At 43.0% G+C, this 20,981-nt stretch carries 20 protein-coding genes; 4 read left to right on the top strand and 16 right to left on the bottom strand.

What is annotated here, in order from left to right; translation table 11 throughout:
* Position 1: 1 nt before the first annotated feature.
* Entirely contained in the window at positions 2-91 is a 90-nt protein-coding gene (locus EYW48_RS12765; protein WP_141652903.1) for a YnhF family membrane protein, read from the bottom strand.
* Between the two features lie 836 nt (positions 92-927).
* Here EYW48_RS12765 and EYW48_RS12760 point away from each other — a divergent pair.
* On the top strand, positions 928-2,388 hold the full coding sequence (locus EYW48_RS12760) for a sodium-dependent transporter (protein ID WP_053311752.1): 1,461 nt from the start codon (positions 928-930) through the stop codon (positions 2,386-2,388).
* The gene (locus EYW48_RS12755; protein ID WP_141652904.1) at positions 2,388-2,489 is read left to right on the top strand and encodes a MetS family NSS transporter small subunit; all 102 of its coding nucleotides are present in this window, start codon (positions 2,388-2,390) and stop codon (positions 2,487-2,489) included. The genes EYW48_RS12760 and EYW48_RS12755 overlap by 1 nt, the downstream gene beginning before the upstream one ends.
* Before the next feature lie 554 nt (positions 2,490-3,043).
* Here EYW48_RS12755 and ptsG read toward each other — a convergent pair.
* The 14 genes from ptsG to yceD form a co-directional block, all read right to left on the bottom strand.
* Positions 3,044-4,474: a PTS glucose transporter subunit IIBC gene (gene ptsG / locus EYW48_RS12750; protein WP_176245801.1), complete on the bottom strand. Its 1,431-nt coding sequence runs from the start codon at positions 4,472-4,474 to the stop codon at positions 3,044-3,046.
* A gap of 445 nt (positions 4,475-4,919) precedes the next feature.
* Positions 4,920-5,687, bottom strand: a complete 768-nt coding sequence (locus EYW48_RS12745; RefSeq protein ID WP_274700282.1) for a YchF/TatD family DNA exonuclease — start codon at positions 5,685-5,687, stop codon at positions 4,920-4,922.
* The gene (holB, locus tag EYW48_RS12740; RefSeq protein ID WP_277432499.1) at positions 5,678-6,646 is read right to left on the bottom strand and encodes a DNA polymerase III subunit delta'; all 969 of its coding nucleotides are present in this window, start codon (positions 6,644-6,646) and stop codon (positions 5,678-5,680) included. Before holB ends, EYW48_RS12745 begins: the two co-directional genes overlap by 10 nt.
* Positions 6,647-6,656: 10 nt before the next feature.
* Entirely contained in the window at positions 6,657-7,286 is a 630-nt protein-coding gene (gene tmk / locus EYW48_RS12735; RefSeq protein WP_168521563.1) for a dTMP kinase, read from the bottom strand.
* A 2-nt stretch (positions 7,287-7,288) separates the two neighbouring features.
* Entirely contained in the window at positions 7,289-8,299 is a 1,011-nt protein-coding gene (gene mltG, locus EYW48_RS12730) for an endolytic transglycosylase MltG (protein WP_053311757.1), read from the bottom strand.
* Entirely contained in the window at positions 8,296-9,099 is an 804-nt protein-coding gene (pabC, locus tag EYW48_RS12725) for an aminodeoxychorismate lyase (protein WP_168780581.1), read from the bottom strand. The genes mltG and pabC overlap by 4 nt, the downstream gene beginning before the upstream one ends.
* Before the next feature lie 79 nt (positions 9,100-9,178).
* The gene (gene fabF / locus EYW48_RS12720; protein ID WP_053311923.1) at positions 9,179-10,423 is read right to left on the bottom strand and encodes a beta-ketoacyl-ACP synthase II; all 1,245 of its coding nucleotides are present in this window, start codon (positions 10,421-10,423) and stop codon (positions 9,179-9,181) included.
* 91 nt (positions 10,424-10,514) lie between these two features.
* Positions 10,515-10,748, bottom strand: a complete 234-nt coding sequence (acpP, locus tag EYW48_RS12715; protein WP_053311759.1) for an acyl carrier protein — start codon at positions 10,746-10,748, stop codon at positions 10,515-10,517.
* Between the two features lie 233 nt (positions 10,749-10,981).
* Positions 10,982-11,716 (bottom strand): 3-oxoacyl-ACP reductase FabG, encoded by a 735-nt coding sequence (fabG, locus tag EYW48_RS12710; RefSeq protein WP_053311924.1) that lies wholly within the window; start codon positions 11,714-11,716, stop codon positions 10,982-10,984.
* Positions 11,717-11,735: 19 nt separating this feature from the next.
* Positions 11,736-12,659, bottom strand: a complete 924-nt coding sequence (gene fabD / locus EYW48_RS12705; protein WP_274700279.1) for an ACP S-malonyltransferase — start codon at positions 12,657-12,659, stop codon at positions 11,736-11,738.
* A gap of 63 nt (positions 12,660-12,722) precedes the next feature.
* Positions 12,723-13,673, bottom strand: coding sequence for a beta-ketoacyl-ACP synthase III (locus EYW48_RS12700; RefSeq protein WP_053311761.1), 951 nt, complete (start codon positions 13,671-13,673; stop codon positions 12,723-12,725).
* A gap of 5 nt (positions 13,674-13,678) precedes the next feature.
* Positions 13,679-14,704, bottom strand: coding sequence for a phosphate acyltransferase PlsX (gene plsX / locus EYW48_RS12695; RefSeq protein ID WP_053311762.1), 1,026 nt, complete (start codon positions 14,702-14,704; stop codon positions 13,679-13,681).
* Between the two features lie 9 nt (positions 14,705-14,713).
* Positions 14,714-14,884, bottom strand: a complete 171-nt coding sequence (gene rpmF / locus EYW48_RS12690) for a 50S ribosomal protein L32 (protein WP_053311763.1) — start codon at positions 14,882-14,884, stop codon at positions 14,714-14,716.
* Positions 14,885-14,917: 33 nt separating this feature from the next.
* On the bottom strand, positions 14,918-15,442 hold the full coding sequence (gene yceD / locus EYW48_RS12685; RefSeq protein ID WP_168786617.1) for a 23S rRNA accumulation protein YceD: 525 nt from the start codon (positions 15,440-15,442) through the stop codon (positions 14,918-14,920).
* A gap of 146 nt (positions 15,443-15,588) precedes the next feature.
* Between yceD and EYW48_RS12680 the strand changes: the two genes are divergently transcribed.
* On the top strand, positions 15,589-16,170 hold the full coding sequence (locus tag EYW48_RS12680) for a nucleoside triphosphate pyrophosphatase (protein ID WP_168521545.1): 582 nt from the start codon (positions 15,589-15,591) through the stop codon (positions 16,168-16,170).
* 60 nt (positions 16,171-16,230) lie between these two features.
* Here EYW48_RS12680 and rluC read toward each other — a convergent pair whose 3' ends face one another.
* Positions 16,231-17,178, bottom strand: a complete 948-nt coding sequence (gene rluC / locus EYW48_RS12675; protein ID WP_053311925.1) for a 23S rRNA pseudouridine(955/2504/2580) synthase RluC — start codon at positions 17,176-17,178, stop codon at positions 16,231-16,233.
* A 614-nt stretch (positions 17,179-17,792) separates the two neighbouring features.
* Here rluC and rne point away from each other — a divergent pair.
* Positions 17,793-20,738, top strand: coding sequence for a ribonuclease E (gene rne, locus EYW48_RS12670; protein ID WP_277432498.1), 2,946 nt, complete (start codon positions 17,793-17,795; stop codon positions 20,736-20,738).
* Positions 20,739-20,981 lie beyond the last annotated feature (243 nt).

Here is a 20,981-nt window from a genome sequence, read left to right as displayed (position 1 = left end):
ATTAATGAGTAATAACGATTAGCCCATAACCAATGAGAATAGCAAAAATTGTTGCTGTGATAACTAAAGCGTATTTGAGTTCGTGTTCCATAAAAACCTCCTGCTATACAACAAAGTAATAACATCTGGATAAAAACGCTTCAAGTGTTGGTAATTTTCTAAATACAATTATGGAGTTATCATCACAATAACTCAATCATAAAGGTACTGGTTAATGTAGTTATGTTAATGAAAACACATAATCAAATTATTTTCGTTGCCTGCAAAATATACATATATACCCAAACAACTTGAAGTTGCAGGTAGGTGGCAAGTCATTTCATCCCCATGAGCATAGATTAACTATGTGATTGGGGTGAGCGAATGTAGTCAACACAGATGCAACTGGGTATACCAACTTCGTATCCTCAATAAACGTTTTTTAATCACTTACCTAAACTGAGAATTTTTGTATCTCATCCTATTTTCGGTGATATCCACTAGTGAGTGTCTATTTTTCAGTCAGACACCCTAGCAATAAAAATAGTTTTATCATTTAAAAAAACCAAAAATTACAGCCTTATCAACCACCCACTGTGACTTCTTCCTACTCATTACCCTAAAAAAATGACAATTTAACAACTAATAAACCATCAAAAAACCAGAAAATAACATTTACAATCTATTGCCTTAACCAACTTTAGTCTGTAGTCTCAATGCCATGCGTAGCTGATTGTTTCAGTTTTCGCAAACACACATCGTACAATTAAGAACAATATTCTGAGAAATCTCAAGGCTAACAACATATAAAACTAACTTTTTGCCAGTTCATGGATGAAGGCACAAATATTTAGGATCGCTTTAGCACACCTACTGTATTCATCATTCTAAAACTGGCTCTAGCCAAAGAGAAGCTTCATACCTCAGGGAGTCGTAAAGGAGTAAATTATGAAGCGAGAACAATGGGGATCCCGAGCCGGATTCATTTTAGCCGCAGTGGGTTCAGCAATCGGTTTAGGAAACATTTGGCGTTTTCCTTATATGGCCTATGAAAATGGTGGTGGTGCATTCTTCATCCCTTACCTTTTTGCCATGATTACCGCCGGAATTCCATTCATGATCCTAGAGTTCAGTATGGGTCAAAAACATCGTGGTTCTGCACCAACAACGTTAGCGAAAATTCACGCTAAATTTGAATGGTTAGGTTGGTTCCAAGTTGGCGTTGCTGCCGTCATTGCTGTTTACTATGTTGCAGTTATTGGCTGGGCTATCTCTTATTTCGGCATGTCATTTACTCAAAGTTGGGGCACGGATACCAATGCCTTCTTCTTTAGTACTTATTTAGGCTTGGGTGACAATTCACCAACTAATCTAGGTAGTATTCAGTGGAAGATCGCCATTGCAATGCTCATTGCTTGGGCGATTACTTATGCCGCTATTGTAGGTGGTGTAAAAGCTGGAATTGAACGCGCCTCTAAGATCATGATGCCAGTGCTTTTCATTATGGTTTTACTGCTGATTGGTCGTATGATTTTTCTTCCAGGCGCATTAGACGGCGTTAACTATATGTTTGAGCCTGATTTTAGCAAGATTTGGGATGTGAAAGTTTGGGCGGCTGCATATGGACAAATTTTCTTCACTCTAAGTATTGGCTTTGCCATCATGCTTGCCTATTCTAGCTACCTGCCTGAAAAATCAGATATCACTAACAACGCATTTATGACCGTGTTGATCAACTGTGGTTTCTCAATTCTAGCGGGTATTATGATTTTCTCTGTTCTTGGCTATATGGCTCAAGAACAAGGTAAGCCATTAACAGAAGTCGTTTCTGCTGGTGTCGGTCTTGCATTTGTGACTCTACCTGCGGCAATCAACCTACTTCCTGCGCCTTATATTTTAGGGCCACTATTCTTCTTTGCTTTAGTAGTCGCTGGCCTAAGCTCTCATATCTCTATTATGGAAGCGGTAACCTCGGCGGTAATGGATAAGCTAAAATGGAATCGTAAAAAAGCAGCAAACATTGTTATCGGTACTGGATTAGTCGTTTCAATGGCATTTGCTACTAATGGTGGTTTACTGTTACTTGACCTTGTTGATCACTTTGCCAACAACGTAGGTATTATGGTGAGTTGCTTGGTTGAAATTGTACTGATGACTTGGCTATTCAAAATTTCAGATGTACGTAAATACGTCAATAGTATCTCAGACTTTAGTATTGGTGTTTGGTTTGATATCTGCCTACGTTTTGTTTCGCCAGTTATTCTTGCCATTATCGTAGCCACTAAGCTACAAACATTATTCACTGAAGGTTACGGTGGCTATGACCTAACCTTAGGTTGGGTGATGATCGCACTGTTATTTGCTACCGGTGTAGCGATCAACGTAACAAGTAGTAAGGAGCACAACTAATGACAACAAGCGCGATTATTATGATGGTTATTGGTTTGGGTATTACATGGGGTGGCGCCGCCATTTGCATTAAAAAGGCTATGAATAAGCAAGACTCATAAACCGATATATCTTTAAAGAATATAAATGCCGACAGTCAATGTCGGCATTTTTGTATTTAAAAAAACAAATACCATGCTGCAAGGAAAGTGCTACTAATTACACCATAAAAGCCCCTGCATGCCACTCTAGGCCTATATCTAAACGTTGCCTTACCTTACCACTAGCCAAGCCTAGAGGTATTTTTACGCTCGCTCAACTAAGTCATTGCAGCCAATACCCTTGCAACAAGTAAAACAAAAGTCGCCGCTGTTTGCTCACCCTTGGTATAGCGTTAAATGCACCACCTCTGTTCTTGCCTTGGGATAGTAGCTCAGCTCTCGGCAAAGCTCAGTCAAGAATCTCCCACAGTGCAAACATGATGTAAGGCTGAATGATGCGATGGAAAACGTTAACTTCCTCATGCGCTCACACAGTGATACTTAGCAATGCTTGCCATCATCACACCAAATACCGAATTTGAGCCTGAAGAATTACGTTAATAGATTGAAATAATTAAAGAAAAGAAAAAGGAGACCGAAGTCTCCTTTATTACCTTATAGGGGATAGATAGTGATTAACCGTGGTTACGGATCCACTCATCCATTTCTGTTTTAAGGTTGTCAGATTTAGTACCGAAGATAGCTTGAACACCACCAGATACTACAACTACACCTGCAGCACCAAGTTGTTTTAACTTCTCTTGGTTAACCGCTTCTGTTTTCGCAACAGAAACACGTAGACGAGTGATACAAGCATCTAAGTTAGTGATGTTCTCTTTACCACCGAATGCAGCAACAAGTTCACCAGCAAGCTCTGTACCTGTAGCAGTAGAAGAAGCTTCTGTTTCATCTTCGCGACCAGGAGTTTTAAGGTCCATGGTACGGATAACAAAAGTAAATACTACGTAGTATAGAACAGCGTAAGCAATGCCAAGACCAACCAGAAGAAGCATGTTTTCAGCACGAGGCGATTGAACAACAAAGTCAATGAAACCGTTAGAGAACGTGTGACCGTGAACAACACCTAGTGAGTTAGTCAATACATATGCAAGACCAGAAAGTACTGCGTGAATTCCGTAAAGTACTGGAGCAATGAATAGGAAAGAGAATTCAATTGGTTCAGTAATACCGGTTAGGAATGAAGTCAAAGCAGCAGATGCCATGATACCCATAACTTTAGCACGGTTTTCAGGCTTAGCACTGTGCGCAATTGCGATAGCAGCAGCAGGAAGACCGAACATTTTGAATAGGTAACCACCAGCAAGCTGACCAAAACCGTTACCCGCAGCACGAGATGCGTCATCAGCAGTCAAGAAACAAGTCATGATACCATTAACTTGTTCACCAGCGTTGTTTACACAGCTACCAGCTTCGTAGAAGAAAGGTACGTTCCAGATATGATGAAGACCAAATGGAATTAATGAACGCTCAACTACACCGTAGATACCAAATGCCGTTACTGGGTTTTGGTTTGCAGCCCAATCAGAGAATGCTGCGATAGCAGAACCCACTGGTGGCCAAATTACAGATAGGATTACACCCAAACCAATCGCTAGGAAACCTGTAATGATTGGTACTGCACGTTTACCCGCGAAGAAACCTAAGTATTCAGGTAACTGGATTTTGTAGAAACGGTTGAATGACCAAGCCGCAACACCACCAGCTAGGATACCACCGAGAACACCAGTCTCGATACCATCAACACCCATTACGCTCGCCATTACTTTTAGCGTCGCAACCATGATGCCGTAACCGACAATAGCAGATAGACCTGATACACCATCATTATTAGTGAAACCAAGTGCTACGCCGACAGCAAATAGTAGTGCCATTTGACCAAAGACTGAACCGCCCGCTTGTTCCATCAAATGTGAAACAACTTCTGGTAGCCAGCTAAAGTTTGCTGCACCTACACCCAGCAAAATACCTGCAACTGGTAAAACTGATACTGGTAGCATCAAAGCCTTACCAACTTTCTGCAGGTTTGCAAAAAGGTTTTTAAACATGTTTATGCTCCTGATTAAGTTATTAGAATTGTTCGGGTTCTAACGGCACACCCCCGTAGCCTAAATGTTAGCACCCAATGAAAATGTAACCACATGTGGCATTATATTTTTCGCCTCTAAATATATATTGATGCCCCTCAAACTTTCTAGTTAGTAACGAAATTTAGTTTCAAAACATTAGGCGGATCACAATGTATCACCGTTAATGAAAAGCTTTACATCAAGTTTAACCACATGTTTTATATAGTCTTTATTAATAATAATATTAATTTTACTGCGTAAATAAAATTCACTCGGTTGTTATTTTTAGTAACAAAATTACAATTTCACCTTTAAAGGACAAACTTTCAACAGTTTTAGTAAACAATGAGATTTTTATCCATAATCATGACATTAAGCACAAAAAAAAGGAGCTTACACTCCTTTACCATACAAAGTTTAGTTTCTATCGCAAAAAAAGATCTTGGTAGTTTTTGGTGGTTTTTTGTCCAACATCTTTCAAGGATACACCTTTTAACTGTGCAATATAGGCAGCAACCTCGACAACATAGGCTGGTTGGTTCTGCTTTCCTCGATGAGGAACAGGCGCAAGATAAGGCGAATCAGTTTCAATAAGCAGCCGTTCAAGAGGCAAAGCTTTAACAACTTCTTTTAATTCTGTAGCCTGCCGGAAAGTGACAATTCCAGAAATAGAAATATAAAAACCTAAGTCCATGGCTGCCTGTGCAAAAGCGAGATCTTCAGTAAAACAGTGAATCACCCCACCACACTTTTCTGCTCTCCCATTTCGCAGCATATCTAATGTATCAGCGCGAGCATTGCGAGTATGAATAATTAGCGGCTTATTCAGTGAAACAGCGGTTTCGATATGCTGGGCAAAACGTAACTTCTGTAGGTCAGCTGTTTCTGGTTGGTAATGGTAATCAAGTCCCGTCTCACCGATCGCCACAACTTTCGGATTTTTAGCATACCTATGGAAACGATCGAGCTCAAATTCACTTTCAACATCTAATGGATGAACCCCACAAGATGCGTGAACATTGTCAAACGGCTCGATCATCTCAAGCATATTGTCGAAAGAATCCAATGTGACACCAACGGAAAGAAGCTGTTTTACATTGGCTTGAGATGCTTTCTCAACTACATCAGCCACACTGGTATGGAGTCCTTCATAATCAAGCTTATCTAAGTGGCAATGTGAATCTACGAACATAATTCCTCATTATTAAAATCAAATAACCAATTCATTGCTAGCAGTTCACAATTGAGACCACTAAAGGTTGTTAGCTTTTCCATTAAGCGTATTAGTGCATTCGTTTGTTGAAAAAGCACCGGATAAGAGATTTGCTTAGCCAAAGAAAAGCTCACTGGAACAAAATCATCTTGTGTCAAACCAAACTGAACCTTCTGCGTATCAGTGAGGATAGTCCAAAGCCAAGCTAAATGCTTAGCAGGTTCATTAGCGATTTGTTTTGCCCAAGCGGATACATCAGCGTTGGAATTCGCGAAAACATCTAAAAAACTCTTTTCAAAGGCTTGATATTTATCTAATTCACCAGAATTGACAAAGGCTAATGTGTTAAGCGGCGAATTTTGGTTAAGATGCGCCACATACGCAGGAATTACTTGCGAGGTTTGCGAACTCAGCCACTGCGATACATCGAACGAACTTGGCGAAGTCAATAGCGTTTTTTGACAACGGCTAGTAATGGTCGGTAGCAAGTGGTTAATGCGTGAAGCGACCAATATGAAAAAACAGTTTTTGCCTGGAGACTCCAACGTCTTTAAGAGTGCATTCGCTGCTGATTCATTCATTGCGTCAGCAGGTTCAATGATAATAACCCGAGCACCAGACAGTTGAGCTGATTCTTGCGCCAATTTATTACACTGACGTATTTGGTCGACCGTGATCGATTTTCCTTCTTTCTCTGGGAAAATTCGATGAAAATCAGGATGACTGCCAGATTTCATCAGATCGCAACTGTGGCAAAAACCACAAGCTTCTATAGGCTGATGTGAACACATCAACGCACCACTAAGACGATCAACTAATTGTTCAGCACCTAGTCCTTTAGGAGAAACGAGTAACGTCGCCGCCGGGAAGCGCTGATTGGCAAGGTTGTCTTGCCACTGCTGCCAGTAGCTTGTCAACCAAGGATATAGGGAGTTCATATGCACTATCCTATTGCATTTTCAACCATTGAATTAACGCCGCTTTAATTGCTGCTGCAACGCTTTCTATTGGCTGCTCTGCATCAATAATAGCAACATTTGTCTCCGACTCTGCCAGTTCAAGATAACGACTTCGAGTGCGCTCAAAAAAGCTGATATCCATTTTTTCAATACGATCTAACTCACCACGACCTTTTGCTCGCTCAAGTCCTATACGAGGATCAAGGTCTAAATACAGTGTAAAATCGGGTTTAAAATCACCTAAAGTTACCGCTTTTAAATTACGCATGGTATCGAGAGGGATTTGTCTCCCACCACCTTGGTACGCTTGGGAAGACATATCATGGCGATCACCCACAACCCAGTTACCTGCAGATAATGCTGGCTTAATGACATTCTCAACCAATTGAACTCGTGCTGCGTACATTAGCAACAGCTCAGTCATATCCTGTAATACTTCACCGTCATGTTCTTCTTTTACTAGTGCGCGCATTTTTTCAGCGAGAGCCGTGCCGCCAGGCTCTCGCGTATTGGTGATATTATTAATACCGAACTCTTTTAATGTTTCCGTGATCGCTTGAATAGCAGTACTTTTTCCAGCGCCTTCAAGGCCTTCTACAACAATAAATTTAGCATTCATAATTATTTTCTTAATTGTTTTAAATAGGCGCGAACTGCGCGATTATGTTCGGTTAATGTTTTCGAGAAAACGTGGCCACCAGTACCACTGGCTACAAAATACAGGTAGTTACTTTGCTCTGGGTTTAATGCCGCTTTAATGGAATCTTCACCAGCCATCGCTATCGGTGTCGGTGGTAAACCAAAAATAGTATACGTGTTGTAAGGAGTTGGTGTGCGCAAGTCTTTCTTACGAATATTACCATCATAGCTATCGCCCATACCGTAAATAACGGTGGGATCAGTTTGCAGGCGCATACGTTTGTTGAGGCGGTTGACGAAAACCGAAGCAATTCGCTCTCGTTCTGAAGCAATTGCGGTTTCTTTCTCGATAATCGAAGCAAGAATTAACGCCTCATAAGGCGTTTTGAGCGGTAGGCTTGCTTGTCGAGATGCCCAATACTTATCAAGTAATGTTTGTAATTTTGCATGTGCACGCTGCAAAATCTCTAAATCAGTGGTGCCAAACGTAAAATGATAGGTTTCAGCGAGGAAAAGACCTTCTAATTTATCTCGGTCAATACCCAACTGTTTTGCAATTTCAGCCTCTGAAAGTGCATTTAAAGTGCTAGTTAAACCTTGAGTCTGTGCAAGTAGTGCTCTCCACTCATTGAAACGACTTCCTTCGACAAACGTAATCGCGAACTGGTGCTCTTTACCATCCACGGCCTTATTTAAGACATCAATCAAAGCCTCTGATGCTAAGATTTGATAAGTCCCCGCTTTAATTTTGGTGAGTTCAGGATGTAGTCTTCTAACTAACTTGCTCAACGGTGAGTCTGCAATCCAGTTTTTTTCAGACAATATTGTCAAAACACCGTTCAAACTAGTGCCAGATGGGATGGTAATTATTTCAGAGGAATGGATAGCTACCGCTTGGTGCAGATATCCATCCACTTGCTGTTTAATATAGAAATAGCCAGCACTGGTAATGGCGATTACGAGTAAAAGCAATAAGGTAAGTTTTTTTATCACGAGGTGAAACACTCCTGAAAACATCGTGTGTGGTTGCCAAAGGAAAAAGTGGTCGCTGCAATTTTGGTCACAGGTGCGACACCTAAAATGGAGTTAGTGATAAATACTTCATCAGCACTAAGCAGATCATCTAATGAAAACTTATCAATTGAGATCGGCAGATTTAAGTCCTGCGCGATCGATAGCACTCTACGACGAGCAACACCCGCAACACCCGCTTGGTCTAAATTAGGTGTACAGAGTCTATCATTAGTGACCCAAAATATATTTGCAGATGTTGTCTCTATCACATGCCCTAAAATGTCTAATGCCACACCTTCAACATAACCTTGTGCATCCATCTCGGCCTTTAACAATATCTGTTCAAGACGATTATTGTGTTTGTGGCCAGCCAATAATGGGTTAAGACCGAGTCTTTGCCGACAAAGCCCTATCTCAACTCCACTATCTTTCCAGTCAATGTAGTGCGACGGATAGTCGAAAACCGTGATCGTCACCTTCGGATCTGGGTTCTGCGTTGGGCTATAACCCCTTCCCCCTTCACCACGACTAACATGAATTTTAACACCTGCGTTGTCGGCTGGAAGCACAACTTGCTCAACCCACGAGGCGACTAGCGACCAGTCTGGAGAGGGAATACCTAACAACAATAAACAGGCGTCCATACGTTCAACATGCCAATGCCAGTATTGGAGCTTTCCATGACAAGATAAAATGGTAGTAAAACAACCATCTCCATACTGGAATGAACGATCGGAGAGGGAAACCGTCTGACTCGGCTGTCCGTTAACCCAAAACATATTCACTACCCTATAAAAAGAAACGGCTCAATGCTAAAGCATCAAGCCGTTTGAACTCAAGTTTCACATCACAACGTCGTTAGATTTTTTTGAAAATCAACGAACCGTTTGTGCCACCGAAACCAAAGGAGTTACAGATCGCATACTCCATACCTTCGACTTTACGAGCAGTATGTGGCACCAGATCAATGCCTAAACCTTCTTCAGGATCATCAAGGTTAATAGTTGGTGGAACAATTTGATCAACCAGTGACATCACCGTGATGATAGCCTCGACTGAACCCGCGGCACCAAGTAAATGGCCTGTCATCGATTTAGTTGAAGAAACCAAAACTTGCTTTGAACCTTCTTCACCAAGGGCTCGTTTAACGCCTTTAATTTCAGCAACATCGCCAGCTGGTGTTGATGTACCATGCGCATTCACATAACCGATTTGAGTACCCGTTACGCCAGCATCACGCATCGCCGCTTCCATCGCAAGGGCGCCACCTGAACCATCTTCACTTGGTGATGTCATGTGATAAGCATCACCAGACATACCAAAACCAACAAGTTCAGCGTAAATCTTTGCACCACGAGCTTTAGCGTGTTCGTACTCTTCCAGTACCATCACACCAGCACCATCACCAAGAACAAAACCATCACGGCCTTTATCCCAAGGGCGAGAAGCCTTTTGCGGCTCATCGTTGCGCGTTGACAGTGCTTTCGCAGCGCCAAACCCTGCCATACCCAGTGGAGTTGATGCTTTTTCTGCACCACCAGCCACCATCGCATCTGCGTCACCGTATGCAATCATACGAGCGGCGTGGCCTAGGTTGTGTAAACCTGTCGTACACGCTGTAGAGATGGCAATATTCGGGCCACGCAGACCACGCATAATCGACAAGTTACCCGCAACCATGTTGACGATGGTCGATGGTACAAAAAATGGGCTAACTTTGCGTGGGCCTTTTTCTACTAACGATTGATGACCTTTTTCAATAAGGTCAAGACCACCGATACCAGAACCAATTGCCACGCCAATTCTTGGGGCGTTTTCTTCGGTAACAGTGAGGCCTGAATCATCAAGGGCTTGAATACCCGCCGCAATACCATACTGGATGAATAAATCCATCTTACGGGCATCTTTTTTAGACATATACGCTTCGCAGTCAAAGTCTTTAACTAGACCAGCGAAACGAGTTGAAAAATTGGTTGCATCAAAATGTTCGATATCAACGATACCACTTTGACCAGCTAGCAGGGCTTTCCAAGAGGATTCTACAGTGTTGCCTACCGGTGACAACATCCCCATGCCAGTGACAACGACACGACGCTTGGACACGATCATATTCTCCGGGATTGAAAGATTCTATGAGAGGTATAGAAGAGTTAGAAAAAACTCAGGCGGCCAGAAGGCCGCCTGGGGAGAGATATTACTGAGCGCTGTTTACGTAGTCGATTGCAGCTTGAACAGTAGTGATCTTCTCAGCTTCGTCATCTGGGATCTCAGTGTCGAATTCTTCTTCTAGAGCCATTACTAGCTCAACAGTGTCTAGAGAATCTGCACCTAGATCTTCTACGAAAGAAGCTTCGTTTTTAACTTCTGCTTCGTCTACACCTAGCTGTTCAACGATGATTTTCTTTACGCGTTCTTCGATGTTGCTCATTTTTTCTTTTCCTTTACAGATTTCGCCTAATGCGATGATTCCGTAGTTTATTCTAACTAGGGAAAGTTGCAAGTGGGTCATTGCTGGTCAAACCACAAATTTAGCGATTTTAACCGAAATTCAGACCATTTTTGACTTAAATCATGCACAAATGTTGCGCATATCACCAGCAAGTTTTACACGATATTGACAATGATAGATGCCTATTTTTGCCAAAACAGTAAAAAACAAGCTTAAACCATGTACATCCCGCCATTTACGTGCAAAGTTTCGCCCGTAATGTACGCAGCTTCAGGAGAAGCTAAAAATACAACTGCTGATGCTATTTCACGCGGGTCACCTAAACGACCTGATGGTACTTGCGCTAGTGTAGCAGCACGTTGGTCATCATTCAGTGCTTTTGTCATATCAGTTTCAATAAAACCTGGCGCAACTGTGTTAACCGTCACACCACGAGATGCAACTTCTCGTGCCATCGACTTAGTAAAGCCAATCACACCCGCTTTTGCAGCTGCATAGTTAGTTTGACCTGCATTACCCATAGTGCCAACAACTGAACCGACATTGATGATACGACCATTACGCTTTTTCATCATGCCACGAAGTACCGCTTTAGATAAACGGAAAATAGACGTCAAGTTAGTATCAAGAATATCGGTCCACTCGTCATCTTTCATACGCATGAGCAGATTATCGCGAGTAATACCAGCATTGTTGACCAAAATATCTAACGCACCAAACTCTTCATTAATCGCTTTTAATACAGATTCGATCGACTCAACATCGGTGACATTTAGCGCTAAACCTTTGCCTTTATCACCTAAATAATCACTGATTGCAGCCGCGCCACTTTCACTGGTTGCAGTACCAATAACCGTTGCACCGCGTTCAACAAGCAGCTCTGCGATTGCACGGCCAATACCACGGCTTGCACCTGTCACTAGGGCAATTTTACCCTCTAGATTCATCATGTTTTATTTCCTTCGATTACTTCGCTGCATCAAGCGAAGCAGTGTCATTCACTGCCGCAGCTTCAAGCGTCTTCACGATACGTTTTGTTAAGCCGGTCAAGACTTTCCCTGGGCCAACTTCAAGTAATTTTTCAATGCCTTGCTCGCTCATCAATTGCACGCCTTCAGTCCAACGTACTGGGCTATGCAGTTGACGAACTAATGCATCTTTGATTTTTTCAGGCGCCGTCTCTGTCGCAACATCAACATTATTGATCACGGGGATTTGCGGAGCGTTAAATTCAATAGATTCAAGTGCTACAGCAAGTTTCTCAGCGGCTGGCTTCATCAAGGCACAGTGAGAAGGCACCGATACTGGAAGTGGTAAAGCGCGTTTAGCACCCGCTTCTTTACACAATGCACCCGCACGTTCAACCGCATCTTTATTGCCCGCAATGACTACTTGGCCTGGAGAGTTGAAGTTAACTGGAGAAACCACTTCACCTTGCGCTGCTGCTTCACACGCTTTGGCAATGGCTTCATCATCAAGACCAATGATAGCTGACATTGCGCCGACACCCGCAGGAACAGCTTCTTGCATCAGTTGACCACGTAGTTCAACCAATTTGATTGCTTGCTTAAAGTCAATCACACCTGCACAAACTAAAGCCGAATACTCGCCTAAACTGTGTCCAGCAAGCAGTGTTGGCTGCGCCAAACCCAAACTTTGCCATACGCGCCAAATCGCTACTGATGATGCCAGCAACGCAGGTTGTGTACGGAACGTTTGATTGAGGTCTTCAGCAGGACCATTTTGCACCAATGCCCATAAGTCATAACCTAGCACTTCAGAGGCTTCAGCAAATGTTTGTTGAACAACATCATATTGCTGCCCAAGTTCAGCAAGCATACCCACTGTTTGTGAGCCTTGACCTGGAAATACGATAGCAAACTTGCTCATTGTTTGTTTCCTTAAGTAAAAATAAGGAGTTATAGCAACTCCTTAAAATAGATATTCGTTACGTTAAAATTTAACGAGTGCCGAGCCCCAGGTGAAACCACCACCAAACGCTTCTAATAACAGTGTCTGACCACGCTTAATTCGGCCATCACGCACCGCTTCATCAAGTGCCGTTGGTACTGTCGCCGCCGAAGTATTACCATGACGATCCAGTGTGATAACCACCTGGTCCAGAGACATCGACAACTTCTTCGCCGTCGCGGAAATAATGCGGTAATTAGCTTGGTGAGGAACCAACCAGTCTAGCTCTGACTTATGCATATTATTGGCTTCTAGGGTATCTTTCACTAACTTAGATAGCTGAGTAACTGCAACCTTGAAGACTTCATTACCGGCCATATACAACCACTTATCGACATCACCAGTACGCTCTGGAACTGGCAAACTCAATAAGTCACCAAACGCGCCATCTGAGTATATATGAGTCGAAATGATGCCCGGCTCTTCACTCGCACCAACGACCACAGCGCCCGCACCATCACCAAATAAAATAATGGTAGAGCGGTCTGTTGGATCACACGCTTTTGACAATGCATCAGCGCCGATAACCAGAACATTTTTACACATGCCGGATTTAATATGTTGGTCTGCAACCGACAAAGCATAGACAAAACCAGAACACGCAGCCGCTAAGTCAAAAGCAGGACAACCTTTGATGCCAAGTTTTCCTTGCACCTGACAAGCAGATGAAGGGAAAGTATGGCTGCTACTGGTAGTGGCAACAATAATCAAATCGATATCGTTTTTATCAATGCCCGCCATTTGGATGGCGTTTTGTGCAGCATAGAAAGCCATATCAGCCACGGTTTCGTCGTCAGCTGCAATGCGTCGTTCGCGAATACCTGTGCGTGCTACGATCCACTCGTCACTTGTCTCTACCATTTTCTCTAAGTCTGCGTTAGTACGCACCTGAGATGGCAAGTAGCTGCCAGTACCTAAAATTTTGCTATACATGAAGACTAATAATGCCTCTCGAGTAAAACCGCTTCCAAACGATCGCTTATACGGCTGGGTACTTGTCGTTTGACCTCGTGTACCGCTTCGGAAATTGCATTTACGACAGCGGATACATCAGCACTTCCATGACTTTTTATGACAATGCCGCGCAATCCTAGCAAACTTGCACCGTTATACTGGTCGGGGTTCAATGTTTTTAGTTCAGTAAATAGTTCAGAAAACAGTATTCGTGCAATCCAACCCTTTATGGATGAGGCCAATAACTTGGCTTTTAACTTATCAATAAAGAGTTGTGCAGTACCTTCACACGCTTTTAAACATACGTTTCCAACAAAACCATCGCATACGATGACGTCAGCGACATCATCTAATAATTGGTTACCTTCAATATATCCAATATAGTTTACCGCTTGGGTTTGGTTGAGCATTTCAGCACAACGTTTCACCAAGTCATTGCCTTTGATTTCTTCCGCACCGATATTAAGAATTGCGACGCGAGCTGGGCGGCCTAAGTGCTGCTCAGCTAATGCACTCCCCATCACTGCAAATTGAAACAAAGAATCCGCATCACTCGATACATTAGCACCGAGATCAAGCATCCAAGTACGATTACCCGATGTCGTGGGTAACGCAGAAACCAATGCAGGTCTATCAATTCCGGGGAGAAGCTTCAAACGGAAACGAGAAAGCGCCATTAAAGCGCCAGTATTACCACCACTAACACAAGCATCCGCTTGACCGTCAGCGACGAGATCAATGGCAATACCCATTGAGCTACCCGCACTATTTCTTAATGCTAACGACGGTTTTTCAGAGTTAGAGATGACTCGGTCACTATGCGAAATACTCAAACGAGCATTAGGTTCGTAACCTATTTGAGATAATTGACGTGCTATCGCAGGCTTATCACCAACGAGGATCACTTTGAGCTCTGGGAAATGCGACAGTGCCTGCACGGCGGCAGGCACTGTAACGCGAAGACCGAAGTCCCCGCCCATTGCATCAAGTGCAACGGTTAAATATTGCAAAGGTCAACCTTACTTGTTGATAACCTTTTTGCCACGGTAGTAACCGTCAGCAGTCACGTTGTGACGTAGGTGAGTTTCACCTGATGTTGCATCTACAGAAAGTGAAGCTGTAGTTAGTGCATCGTGTGAACGACGCATGCCACGACGTGCGCGTGATTTTTTGCTCTTTTGTACGGCCATTGACCCTACTCCTTTGTCTTAACTTACAACGAATTATCGTTTTAAGTTTTTTAAAACATCAAATGGATTCGGTTTCTCTTCCACAATATCTTCCGGAAGTTCACCAAATACCAAATTATTTGAGTTAACGCTACAATCCGCGTCATCGTGCATTGCTACTTGAGGCAAGTTAATGATGAACTCATCTTCAACTAACTGTACAAGGTCGACTTCACCGTACTCATTCAGATCTACCAAATCGTACTCTTCCGGTGCGTCTTCATCAGTTTTACTACCTAAATAAGGAGTATAAATGAATTCAACTTCGCACTCATGTGCGAAAACCTCATTACAGCGTTGACATTCTAAATCAACTTCGATGTTAGCTTTACCAGAGATAACAACGAGTCGCTGTTCATCAAGCCCAAATGACAATGAAACTTGAGCGTCGCGTTTTACGCTTGCAACCGATTCTTCTAAACGCTTGAAAAGACTAGATTGGATGATGCCATCATAGTCGAGTCGTTTCTGAGCAGCTTTAGCCGGATCAACCGAGCGCGGTATTTTTACCTTTTGCATAGGGCGCGAATATATCTTCCAAATCTATTTTAGTCAAAGAAAAAGACAAAAAAGTTAGCTTTTTTACCCTTTCCACAGCGAGAATTATGTATAGCAACCGTTGTTGATATATGCTGCTACAAAACTCCCAGCGATTCTAAATCAAAATGCAAAATTACCAACTAGTTTTAGCGTCAACATCCCCTTTTCGGCAGCAATTACTTAAAAAGCTCGGTTTGCCATTTGTCACCGCTTCTCCTCAATGTGATGAAACAGCGCATCAGGGGGAATCTCCGCAAGCCTTAGTTACTCGATTAGCTGAAGAAAAAGCACGCTCTTGCACAATAGACCAAGCCAGTTTAGTTATCGGTTCAGATCAAGTCTGCGTCATTAACGGCGAAATCGTAGGTAAACCTCATACCAAAGAACAAGCCATCGCCCAGCTTCTTAAACAAAGTGGTAAGGCAATAACCTTTTATACTGGGCTTGCTCTATACAATTCGTGTAGTAATACATGCTTGGTAGACATTGATACGTTTATCGTTCATTTTAGAAACCTTTCGCTGGAAATGGCAACAGCTTACGTTGAAAAAGAACAGCCCCTGCAATGTGCTGGCAGCTTTATGAGTGAAGGTCTTGGTATTGCTTTATTTGAACGTTTAGAAGGTGATGACCCAAATACATTGGTCGGATTACCACTCATAAAACTGGTCAAATTGCTTGAGTCGCAAGGTGTGAATATATTGTAAGCGCGCTGTTTTTAGCAAAAAATCCGTGTTCACTCCATTGCCGAGTCAACACGGGTATTTTTAAGCATTTCGCAGTTTAGCTAAGACTTGTTCTAACTGATTATCTAGTGGGGCGTTAATGTCCATTTGCTCTTCAGTTGCAGGATGGATAAAACGAATATTGGCCGCGTGTAAAAACAGCCTATCTAGACCAACTTGTCCTGTATAAGCGTCAAATCGACGATCGCCATAACGATCATCCCACGCAATTGGATGCCCAGTATATTGAGTGTGGACACGAATTTGATGTGTTCGGCCAGTAATTGGGCTCGCCTGTAGCAAGGTTGCTTGCTCAAATTGCTCTAGGATTTTAAAGCGAGTCTCAGATGGCTTACCATTTGGATTAACGCGCACGATACTATTTATTTCATTTTTTAGTAATGGTGCATTGACCACTTTACAGCTACGCTTCCATTGCCCCATCACCAATGCGAAATAGTATTTTTGAACTGTTTTTTCTCGAAATTGAGCTTGAAGATGGCGTAAAGCCGAACGCTTTTTCGCTACCAACAAAATACCAGACGTATCTCTATCAATACGATGCACCAACTCTAAGAAACGAGCCTCAGGGCGCAGCGCACGCAGCGCTTCTATTGCGCCAAATTTCAAGCCGCTCCCACCATGTACTGCCGTGCCAGACGGTTTATTGAGGATCAAAACATGGTCATCTTCAAAGATAATGCAATGCTCTAACTCAGCCACTTTGTTCAGTTTAGTGTTAGGAGCTGTGGTTTCGTTGGCTGACTGCTCAATATTGACCGGTGGAATACGCACCACATCGCCAGCGCACAGTTTATACTCTGCTTTGATCCGTTTTTTGTTTACACGCACCTCCCCTTTACGCAGGATGCGATAAATCATACTTTTAGGAATTGTTTTTAATTGGTTGCGCAAGAAGTTATCAATGCGCTGACCAGCCATATCTTCATCTATGTCGATGAGTTGGACTTGGGTTCTAATTTCGCTCATAGCGGTATTGTAACACTGTGAATCGCGTAAATTCATATTTTCTTAGCAAGAGAAATATATTTTCATCGCTTATTCACCCTTAAATTGATGATAATTGCATCAATCAAAATGTGACTGTGGATAAAATTAATAATTACTCCGTAAGATTTCCCACTTAAAGTAGATAAAACTCTTTTAAAACAGACAACTAACAATATCACTTTTACGCCTATTTCCTTTTTTTTGACCTGTTCATAACAAAGCAGATTGCTGTGTTTACCTGTCACTGCTATAGTTCACAGCTGCAATGGATGAATTGGTGATTTTTTATTCTTTACCGTTCATTTTAGAGCAAAATAGTGAGTAGACAGCTAAGCGTCAGTGTGCTGCATATGGCGTAAGACACTATTGAGCGAAGCTATCTTGTTGCTCTACTCATCGTCATTTCATGTTGAGTAATTTCCGCCATATATGCGGATCGCAGGCAATCGTGTGCGTGTGATAACTGAAGTGCCCTAGAGCATCCCCTCCAGCCGGGAGGCTGCACCTTTAAGTCATGGGATCTGGCACCGTGAAAACGAACCGAAGCAACAAGATCAATAATCAAAACTAAAGAAAGATAACGAGATTTTTAAATGAAAAGAATGTTAATTAACGCCACTCAAAAAGAAGAGTTGCGTGTTGCGTTGGTAGATGGCCAGCGACTTTTTGATCTAGACATCGAGAGTCCAGGACATGAATCCAAAAAAGCGAATATCTATAAAGGACGTATCACCCGTGTTGAACCAAGTTTAGAAGCTGCTTTTGTAGATTACGGCGCTGAACGTCACGGCTTCCTTCCTCTCAAAGAAATTGCTCGCGAATACTTCCCAGAAGGTTATACCTATCAAGGCCGCCCAAGCATTAAAGAAGTGCTTAGAGAAGGTCAAGAAGTCATTGTTCAAGTAGAAAAAGAAGAGCGAGGCAGTAAAGGCGCTGCGCTAACTACTTTTGTTTCTCTTGCTGGCAGTTACTTAGTTCTGATGCCGAATAACCCTCGTGCTGGCGGTATTTCACGCCGTATCGAAGGCGACGAGCGTACCGAACTAAAAGCAGCACTAAGTACTCTTGAATTACCTCAAGGTATGGGTTTAATTGTTCGTACGGCAGGTGTAGGTAAAAGTGCAGAAGAACTTGAGTGGGATCTAAACGTTCTACTTAACCACTGGAGTGCAATTAAACAAGCCTCAGAACTGCACCCTGCACCATTACTTATCCACCAAGAAAGTAACGTTATTGTACGTGCCATTCGCGACTATTTACGCCGCGACATCGGCGAAATCCTCATTGATAGCAATACTATTTATGAACGTGCTCTTGAGCATATTCAGTTAGTGCGCCCAGATTTTGTCAGCCGTGTTAAAAAATACGATGGTGAAGTGCCACTGTTTAGTCATTACCAAATCGAAAGCCAAATTGAGTCGGCTTTCCAACGAGAAGTTCGTCTACCATCTGGTGGTTCGATCGTCATCGACCCGACTGAAGCACTAACCTCTATTGATATCAACTCTGCTCGCGCTACTAAAGGCGGAGATATTGAAGAAACGGCTCTCAATACCAACTTAGAAGCTGCAGACGAAATTGCTCGCCAATTGCGCCTACGTGATTTAGGTGGTCTAGTCGTTATTGACTTCATTGATATGACACCAGTGCGCCATCAGCGTGAAGTTGAAAACCGCTTACGCGATGCAGTTCGTCTTGACAGAGCTCGAGTTCAAATTGGTCGTATTTCTCGCTTTGGTCTGCTTGAAATGTCTCGCCAACGTCTAAGCCCATCGCTAGCAGAGGCAAGCCATCATATCTGTCCTCGTTGTTCTGGCACTGGTGTTGTTCGTGATAATGAATCTCTAGCGCTATCTGTACTACGTTTGATCGAAGAAGAAGCGTTAAAAGATAACACTGCGCAAGTTTTAGCGGTGGTACCAGTTCCTATCGCCTCTTACTTGCTGAATGAGAAACGCCGCTCTATCAGTCATATCGAACGTATCCAAGAAGTTAATATCACTATTGTTCCAAATTCTGATATGGAAACTCCTCATTTCGAGGTTATCCGTGTTCGTGAAGGTGAAGAGCAAGACATCCTGTCTTATATGGTACCTAAAAAGCTTGAAGCTCTAAAAGAAGCCGAAAGTAAAGAACCTTCAGAGGCAGATTTCAGACCAAAACGCATTGAAGAGCCAGCTCTGAAAGGCTTTGCTGCACCAGCTCAAGCGCAAGCAGCCCCAGCTCCAGCACCAAAAGCGGCTCAACCTGTTGTAAAAGAAAATGTGGTTGAAGAAAGTGCTAAACCTGGTTTATTCAGTCGTATATTTAAAGCTATCGGCAGCCTATTCTCTGCACCTATTGAAGAAAAGAGCACAGAAAAAGAGCAAGAAAAACCAGAAAACAAACGTAGCCAGCAACCACGTCAACGTCGTGACCGCAACGACCAACGTCGCCGCAATAACCGCGATAATGCTAATCGTGACAAGAATAAGCGCAAGCCTGTTGCTGCTGAAAGTACTTCTGAAAAAGAAGTAACTCCGGCTGAACAGAGCAAACCGCAAACTCGTAAACCACGACAAGATCGTCGTAATAAGCGCGATGACCTAAAAACAGAAAAACTTGCAGAACAAGGTCAGCAACTTGCAGTAGAAGCACAACAAGCTGAACAAAAAGATGTTAAGACCGAAGAAAAAACGGCCAAGGTTAAAGAACGCCGTCAGCGCCGTAAACTGAATAAACAAGTTCGAGTGAAAGATCAAGCCGCTGCAAAAGAAGCAGTAGTAGCCATCGCTTCACAAGATACAGCGACTGTTGCTGAAGCCATCGAGACTGTGAAAGCCGAGTCAGTCAAAGCCACTGAGCCAACAACGGTTGTGTCTGATGATGCCAATAACAAAGATGAGCAAAATCAGCGCCGTAATCGTCGTTCACCTCGTCACTTACGTGCAAGTGGTCAACGCCGTCGTCGCGGTCGTGACCGTCGCCCTAACCCATTCCGCCTTCGTAAAGGTGGAGTTGCATCACCAGAAATGGCGATGGGTAAAGTGATGCCTCGTTATGACTTAGCTAAAGCTCCAGCTCAAGCACCTCGCCAAGAAGAGAAAGTTGAAGCTCCGGTTGTTGAAACCGTAGCAACAGTTGTAGCAGATACTACCACTAAGGTCATCGGTGGCTTCGCATGTCCAGAAATGGCAATGGGCAAAGTGATTATTCGCAGCGCCGCAGAACCAAAAGCTGAAACGCCAGTACAAGCACCTGTTGAGGTTGTTGTTGAAACACCACAACCAGTGGAAGTAACTGAAATAACGACGGTAAAAGAAGTTAAAACTCCAGAACTGGTTGAAAAACCAGCGGCAACTTCAAACATTTCACTACCTAAAACCATTAAAGCTCATGCTTGTGCACCGATGGCAAAAGCGCCAGGTTCAAACGAACTAAAAGAGATTGAAGTGGTTTCGGCTCCATTGCGTTCAGAACGCTATGAAGCTCGTGGTGCAGGCAGTCAAGTTGCCCGTAGCCAAGCAGGCTCAGCAATGAGTAAACCTCAAAGCATTTAGCATTAGCTATACCATCGAAAGGGCTGCTTTATTGCGGCCCTTTTTATTTATCTCGAGGAAACTATTTACCACAAATATGATTCAATACTTGCTTCATTATTGAACTTAATCACAGTTTTCTGTAGCATTCCCCGCTTCGAGCCGACGACGTTTCTCTTACTCCATTGCTCTTTTTTAATACATTTTGCTTGGGTTACATTTAAGAGTGGACGGTTGGACTACATTCATTATTCGCAAACACTG

It is taken from the genome of Vibrio sp. 1180_3, assembly GCF_029478545.1.
In the GTDB taxonomy this organism is placed as follows: Bacteria; Pseudomonadota; Gammaproteobacteria; order Enterobacterales; family Vibrionaceae; genus Vibrio; species Vibrio aestuarianus.
Note: the sequence above shows the minus strand (reverse complement) of the source record. Positions and strands in the feature narration are given on the sequence as shown.

Excerpts from the sequence above, each read along its gene's own strand:
- EYW48_RS12765 (WP_141652903.1), bottom strand. The coding sequence starts at position 91 with ATGGAACACGAACTCAAATACGCTTTAGTTATCACAGCAACAATTTTT.
- EYW48_RS12760 (WP_053311752.1), top strand. The coding sequence starts at position 928 with ATGAAGCGAGAACAATGGGGATCCCGAGCCGGATTCATTTTAGCCGCA.
- EYW48_RS12755 (WP_141652904.1), top strand. The coding sequence starts at position 2,388 with ATGACAACAAGCGCGATTATTATGATGGTTATTGGTTTGGGTATTACA.
- ptsG (WP_176245801.1), bottom strand. The coding sequence starts at position 4,474 with ATGTTTAAAAACCTTTTTGCAAACCTGCAGAAAGTTGGTAAGGCTTTG.
- EYW48_RS12745 (WP_274700282.1), bottom strand. The coding sequence starts at position 5,687 with ATGTTCGTAGATTCACATTGCCACTTAGATAAGCTTGATTATGAAGGA.
- holB (WP_277432499.1), bottom strand. The coding sequence starts at position 6,646 with ATGAACTCCCTATATCCTTGGTTGACAAGCTACTGGCAGCAGTGGCAA.
- tmk (WP_168521563.1), bottom strand. The coding sequence starts at position 7,286 with ATGAATGCTAAATTTATTGTTGTAGAAGGCCTTGAAGGCGCTGGAAAA.
- pabC (WP_168780581.1), bottom strand. The coding sequence starts at position 9,099 with ATGTTTTGGGTTAACGGACAGCCGAGTCAGACGGTTTCCCTCTCCGAT.
- acpP (WP_053311759.1), bottom strand. The coding sequence starts at position 10,748 with ATGAGCAACATCGAAGAACGCGTAAAGAAAATCATCGTTGAACAGCTA.
- fabG (WP_053311924.1), bottom strand. The coding sequence starts at position 11,716 with ATGAATCTAGAGGGTAAAATTGCCCTAGTGACAGGTGCAAGCCGTGGT.
- fabD (WP_274700279.1), bottom strand. The coding sequence starts at position 12,659 with ATGAGCAAGTTTGCTATCGTATTTCCAGGTCAAGGCTCACAAACAGTG.
- EYW48_RS12700 (WP_053311761.1), bottom strand. The coding sequence starts at position 13,673 with ATGTATAGCAAAATTTTAGGTACTGGCAGCTACTTGCCATCTCAGGTG.
- rpmF (WP_053311763.1), bottom strand. The coding sequence starts at position 14,884 with ATGGCCGTACAAAAGAGCAAAAAATCACGCGCACGTCGTGGCATGCGT.
- yceD (WP_168786617.1), bottom strand. The coding sequence starts at position 15,442 with ATGCAAAAGGTAAAAATACCGCGCTCGGTTGATCCGGCTAAAGCTGCT.
- EYW48_RS12680 (WP_168521545.1), top strand. The coding sequence starts at position 15,589 with ATGCAAAATTACCAACTAGTTTTAGCGTCAACATCCCCTTTTCGGCAG.
- rluC (WP_053311925.1), bottom strand. The coding sequence starts at position 17,178 with ATGAGCGAAATTAGAACCCAAGTCCAACTCATCGACATAGATGAAGAT.
- rne (WP_277432498.1), top strand. The coding sequence starts at position 17,793 with ATGAAAAGAATGTTAATTAACGCCACTCAAAAAGAAGAGTTGCGTGTT.